General features: G+C 53.3%; 6 protein-coding genes. All 6 read left to right on the forward strand.

The window, feature by feature from the left end:
- Positions 1–39 precede the first annotated feature (39 nt).
- Positions 40–522: a TlpA disulfide reductase family protein gene (locus tag ACTHSN_RS09295; protein ID WP_049349226.1), complete on the forward strand. Its 483-nt coding sequence runs from the start codon at positions 40–42 to the stop codon at positions 520–522.
- 248 nt (positions 523–770) lie between these two features.
- A complete protein-coding gene (gene ftsE / locus ACTHSN_RS09300; RefSeq protein ID WP_003681151.1) occupies positions 771–1,421 on the forward strand; it encodes a cell division ATP-binding protein FtsE in 651 nt (216 codons plus the stop codon).
- On the forward strand, positions 1,418–2,335 hold the full coding sequence (gene ftsX, locus ACTHSN_RS09305; RefSeq protein ID WP_003747810.1) for a permease-like cell division protein FtsX: 918 nt from the start codon (positions 1,418–1,420) through the stop codon (positions 2,333–2,335). Before ftsE ends, ftsX begins: the two co-directional genes overlap by 4 nt.
- Before the next feature lie 196 nt (positions 2,336–2,531).
- Positions 2,532–3,785, forward strand: coding sequence for a UDP-N-acetylglucosamine 1-carboxyvinyltransferase (gene murA / locus ACTHSN_RS09310; protein WP_070460995.1), 1,254 nt, complete (start codon positions 2,532–2,534; stop codon positions 3,783–3,785).
- 127 nt (positions 3,786–3,912) lie between these two features.
- Complete coding sequence (gene metG / locus ACTHSN_RS09315; RefSeq protein WP_070460993.1) at positions 3,913–5,970, forward strand: methionine--tRNA ligase; 2,058 nt, start codon at positions 3,913–3,915, stop codon at positions 5,968–5,970.
- A gap of 27 nt (positions 5,971–5,997) precedes the next feature.
- On the forward strand, positions 5,998–6,192 hold the full coding sequence (locus ACTHSN_RS09320) for a virulence regulator (RefSeq protein WP_070460991.1): 195 nt from the start codon (positions 5,998–6,000) through the stop codon (positions 6,190–6,192).
- The last annotated feature ends 121 nt before the right edge of the window (positions 6,193–6,313 follow it).

Consider the following 6,313-nt stretch of genomic DNA (forward strand, 5'->3'; position numbering starts at 1 on the left):
ATAAACACAATTTCGATTGGCAACCTCAAGGATACAACCATGAAAGCCTTAACCGCCCTTCTCTTGTCCGCCACCGTTTTTACCGCTGCGCCGGCCTTTGCCGCCGACGAAACGGCAGGTTGGCAGGACAACAAACCGCAAAGCCTGGAGTCGCTCAAAGCCCCCGTGCGCGTGGTCAACCTTTGGGCAACCTGGTGCGGCCCCTGCCGTAAAGAAATGCCCGCCATGTCCGCATGGTACAAAGCGCAGAAAAAAGGCAGCGTCGATATGGTCGGCATCGCGCTGGATACAACCGACAACATCGGCAAGTTCCTGAAACAAACGCCGGTCAGCTACCCGATTTGGCGTTACACCGGCGCCAACAGCCGCAACTTCATGAAAGCCCACGGCAACAACGTCGGCGTACTGCCCTTCACAGTCGTCGAAGCGCCGAAATGCGGCTACAAACAAACCATCACCGGCGAAGTCAACGAAAAAAGCCTGACCGCCGCCGTGAATTTGGCCAAAACCAAATGTAAATAAAACAGCGGATAGGTGCTTCACCTACGCTGATACCGAGGCCGTCTGAAACCCAATCGTTCAGACGGCCTTTATTTCAAACCATATTGCTTTGTGTTGCAAACCGGCAGTGTCTCCGCCGGCAGAACCGGGGTTTCACTATCAAAAAGCAGCCGAAATATTTATAATCTGTGAATATCCCCATTTTTTCAGACGGCATGTTGCCCTATCGATGACGCCGGCCGTCTGAATCCCTATTTTCAGGAAAACCCATGATCCGTTTCGAACAAGTTTCCAAAACCTATCCCGGCGGTTTCGAAGCCCTGAAAAATGTCAGTTTCCAGATTAACAAAGGTGAGATGATTTTTATCGCCGGCCATTCGGGCTCGGGCAAATCCACCATTTTGAAGCTGATTTCAGGCATTACCAAGCCTACCAAAGGCAAGGTTTGGTTCAATAATCAAGACCTCGGCACCTTGAGCGACAATCAGATCGGCTTTATGCGCCAACATATCGGCATTGTCTTCCAAGACCACAAAATCCTCTACGACCGCAATGTCTTGCAAAACGTTATCCTGCCTTTGCGGATTAGCGGCTACCAGCCGCGCAAAGCGGAAGAGCGCGCGCGTATTGCGATTGAGAAAGTCGGCTTGAAAGGCCGCGAAAACGATATGCCCATCACTTTGTCCGGTGGCGAACAACAGCGCTTGTGCATCGCGCGCGCAGTGGTTCACCAACCCAGCCTGCTGATTGCCGACGAGCCGTCCGCCAGCCTCGACCGCGCCTATGCGCTGGATATTATGGAATTGTTCAAAACCTTCCATGAAGCAGGCACGACCGTGATTGTTGCGGCGCACGATGAAACGCTGATGGCAGATTACGGCCACCGCGTCTTGCGCCTGCAGAAAGGACGCCTCGCATGAGCATGATTCATTACATCTCGCTACACGTCGAATCAGCGCGCGCCGCGCTCAAAGAGCTTCTACGCCAACCCATCGGCACGCTGCTGACCCTGCTCATGCTTGCCGTTGCCATGACCTTGCCGCTGTTTATGTATTTGGGCATCCAAAGCGGACAAAGCGTATTGGGCAAACTCAACGAATCGCCGCAAATTACGGTTTATATGGACACCGATGCGGCAAGTTCTGATGCCGATACGGTGAAAAACCTGCTCCAACGCGACAGCCGTATCGATAAAGTCCGCTTTATCAGCAAGCAGGAAGGTTTGGAAGAATTGCAGACCAATCTCGACCAAAACCTCGTTTCCATGCTCGATGGCAACCCGTTGCCCGATGTCTTTATCGTTACGCCCGACCCTGCCACTTCTCCGGATCAGATGCAGGCCATCTATAAAGACATTACCAAACTGCCGCGCGTCGAATCGGCAACCATGGATACCGAATGGGTACAAACCCTTTATCGTATTAATGAATTTATCCGCAAGATTTTATGGTTCCTCTCGCTGACTTTGGGCATGGCCTTTGTCTTGGTGGCACACAACACCATCCGCCTGCAAATCCTCAGCCGCAAAGAAGAGTTGGAAATCACCAAGCTGTTGGGGGCGCCCGCTTCCTTCATCCGCCGTCCTTTCCTTTATCAGGCAATGTGGCAGAGTATTTTCTCCGCCGCCGTCAGCTTGGGCTTGTCGGCTTGGCTTTTGGCCGAAGTACGGCCGCTGGTGGACGCAATTTTCAAACCCTACGGCCTGAACATCGGCTGGCGTTTCTTCACATTTAGCGAAGTGTCGCTGGTATTCGGCTTCGTCATCGCGCTGGGCGTATTCGGCGCATGGCTGGCCACCACGCAACACCTCTTAGGCTTCAAAGCCAAAAAATAAGCCTTGGCAAACAGGCCGTCTGAACCATTCAGACGGCCTGAAATCTTATCCTTTCGCAACTTAAACAAACCTTGTGAAAATTTAATACTGCCAAATCTAACAGCAAGGGCATAATCCCTTATAATTGATGGTTTATTATTCATCTCATTTCATTTGTGCGGCATAAGCCGTGCAGACAAATAACGAAAGACATCCTGTGGACAAACTCAAAATCTCTGCCAATGGCCCCCTCAACGGCGAAATCATCGTATCCGGCGCAAAAAACGCCGCCCTGCCGCTGATGTGTGCCGGCCTGCTGACTTCCGGCACTTTACGCTTGAAAAACGTACCCATGCTCGCCGACGTCAAAACCACCCAAAAACTGCTGCAAGGCATGGGCGCACGCGTTTTGACCGACAACATCTCCGAATTTGAAATCAACGGCGGCACCGTCAACAACACCTGCGCACCTTACGAGCTGGTAAAAACCATGCGCGCATCCATCTTGGTTTTGGGCCCGACCCTTGCCCGCTTCGGCGAAGCCCAAGTCAGCCTGCCCGGCGGCTGCGCCATCGGTTCGCGCCCGGTTGACCAACACCTCAAAGGCCTCGAAACCATGGGTGCGGAAATCACCATCGAACACGGTTACGTCAAAGCCAAAGGTCGTCTGAAAGGCACGCGCGTTACCATGGATGTCGTGACCGTAGGCGGCACTGAAAACCTGCTGATGGCGGCCACGCTTGCCGAAGGCACCACCATCCTCGAAAACTGCGCCATCGAGCCCGAAGTCGTCGATTTGGCCGAATGCCTCGTTAAAATGGGCGCAAAAATCAGCGGCATCGGTACAGCAACCATGACCATCGAAGGCGTAAAAGAGCTGCACGGCTGCGAACACAGCGTCGTTCCCGACCGTATCGAAGCCGGTACCTTCCTCTGCGCCGTCGCCATGACCGGCGGCAAAGTCGTCCTGCGCAATGCCGCACCGAAAACCATGGAAGTCGTATTGGACAAACTGAGCGAAGCCGGAGCCATCATCGAAGCCGGCGACAACTGGATTTCCATCGACATGCAACAACGCCCAAAAGCCGTGGACATCCGCACCGTCGTCCACCCAGGCTTCCCAACCGACATGCAGGCGCAGTTTATGGCCATGAACGCCATTGCCGAAGGCAGCAGCCGCGTGGTGGAAACCATTTTTGAAAACCGCTTCATGCACGTTCCCGAACTCAACCGCATGGGCGCAGACATCACCACCGAAGGCAACACCGCCTACATCAAAGGCGTGGAAAAACTCTCCGGCGCCGTCGTGATGGCAACCGACCTGCGCGCCTCCGCCAGCCTCGTCATGGCCGGTTTGGTCGCAGATGGCGAAACCATCGTCGAACGCATCTACCACCTAGACCGCGGCTATGAATACATCGAGAAAAAACTCGGCGGCGTAGGCGCAAAAATCGAACGCGTACGCGGTTAATCCCATACGCAGCCGATAAATAAAAGGCCGTCTGAAACACCGGCAATCGGGTTTCAGACGGCCTTTACGTATTGTTTTGCGGTATAATTCCCGACATCTTTATCCATTGTTTTTAAAAGCACAAACCATGACACGCAAAATCCTTGTCACTTCCGCGCTGCCGTATGCCAACGGCAGCATCCACCTCGGCCATATGGTCGAACACATCCAAACCGACGTTTGGGTACGCTTCCAAAAACTGCGCGGCCACGAATGCTACTACTGCTGCGCCGACGACACCCACGGCACGCCCGTGATGCTTGCCGCGCAAAAACAAGGCATTGCGCCTGAAGACATGATTGCCAAAGTCCGCGAAGAGCACCTCGCCGACTTTACCGGTTTCAACATCGGCTACGACAATTATTACAGCACCCATTCCCCTGAAAACAAACAGTTTTCCCAAGACATTTACCGCGCGCTGAAAGCCAACGGCAAGATTGAGAGCCGCGTCATCGAGCAGCTTTTCGACCCCGAAAAACAAATGTTCCTGCCCGACCGCTTTGTCAAAGGCGAATGCCCGAAATGCCACGCCCAAGACCAATACGGCGACAACTGCGAAGTCTGCGGCACGACCTATTCCCCGACCGAACTGATTAACCCGTATTCCGCCGTTTCTGGTGCAAAACCCGAATTGCGCGAATCCGAACACTTCTTCTTCAAACTGGGCGAATGCGCCGACTTCCTCAAAGCATGGACTTCCGGCAACAATCCGCACGACGGCAAGCCCCATCTGCAACCCGAAGCCCTCAACAAAATGAAAGAATGGCTGGGCGAAGGCGAAGAAACCACGCTGTCCGACTGGGACATCTCCCGCGACGCGCCGTATTTCGGTTTCGAAATCCCCGACGCGCCGGGCAAATATTTCTACGTTTGGCTGGATGCGCCCGTCGGCTACATGGCCTCGTTTAAAAACCTGTGCGACCGCATCGGCGTCGATTTCGACGAATACTTCAAAGCCGACAGCCAAACCGAGATGTACCACTTCATCGGCAAAGACATCCTCTATTTCCACGCCCTGTTCTGGCCCGCCATGCTGCATTTCTCCGGCCACCGCGCCCCGACCGGCGTGTACGCACACGGCTTTTTGACCGTCGACGGACAAAAAATGTCCAAATCGCGCGGCACCTTCATCACCGCCAAATCCTATCTGGAACAAGGCCTGAACCCCGAGTGGATGCGCTACTACATCGCCGCCAAACTCAACAGCAAAATCGAAGACATCGATTTGAACCTGCAAGACTTCATCAGCCGCGTCAACAGCGACCTCGTCGGCAAATACGTCAACATCGCCGCCCGCGCATCAGGTTTCATCGCCAAACGCTTTGAAGGCCGTCTGAAAGATGTTGCCGACAGCGAATTGCTGGCAAAACTGACTGCGCAAAGCGAAGCCATTGCCGAATGCTACGAAAGCCGCGAATACGCCAAAGCCCTGCGCGACATCATGGCCTTGGCAGACATTGTCAACGAATACGTTGATGCCAACAAACCGTGGGAACTGGCGAAACAAGAAGGCCAAGAGGAACGCCTGCACGAAGTATGCAGCGAGCTCATCAACGCCTTTACCATGTTGACCGCCTACCTCGCCCCCGTATTGCCGAAAGTGGCCGAAAATGCCGCCAAATTCCTGAATTTAGAAGCCATCACTTGGGCAAATACACGCGAAACCTTGGGCGAACACGCCATCAACAAATACGAACATTTAATGCAACGAGTGGAGCAAAAACAAGTGGACGATTTAATCGAAGCCAACAAACAAAGCATCGCCTCCGCAGCCGCGCCTGCCGCCGAAGAAAGCAAATACGAAAAAGTCGCCGAACAAGCGAGCTTTGACGACTTTATGAAAATCGACATGCGCGTCGCCAAAGTATTGAACTGCGAAGCCGTTGAAGGCAGCACCAAACTCCTAAAATTCGACCTCGATTTCGGTTTTGAAAAACGCATCATCTTCTCCGGCATCGCCGCATCTTATCCCAACCCCGCCGAATTGAACGGCCGCATGGTCATCGCCGTCGCCAACTTCGCCCCGCGCAAAATGGCAAAATTCGGCGTATCCGAAGGCATGATCCTTTCAGCCGCCACGGCAGAGGGCAAACTGAAGCTCCTCGACGTTGACGCAGGCGCGCAACCCGGGGATAAAGTGGGCTAAGCCTTAGCCAAACCATAAGGAGAAACCATGTTAAACCTTTCCGCTCCGGTACTTAAAGAAATTGAGTTGCTTAATGATGCAGGCTTATCGGTTGGCGCTATTATTACAGTGTTGCGTCTGAAGTTTCCGGTAGAACTCCATGATCGGGGGGACAAACAAATTGAAGAAGCCGTTCTTCTCATGATCAATCCGCCACGAAAAGCACCTTCTCTTTCCCGCTAAGGCAGCAATGCCGGTTGAAAGGTAAATTTGGTTATTCTTTAAAAGGGTAAGCGGATTAAATGGTTGATCTTACCTTTGCATGAGAGTGAGACAGACTAGCATCTCATCGGATTATCTGGTT

The organism is Neisseria sp. P0009.S010 (assembly GCF_051958545.1).
Classification (GTDB): Bacteria; Pseudomonadota; Gammaproteobacteria; order Burkholderiales; family Neisseriaceae; genus Neisseria; species Neisseria subflava_A.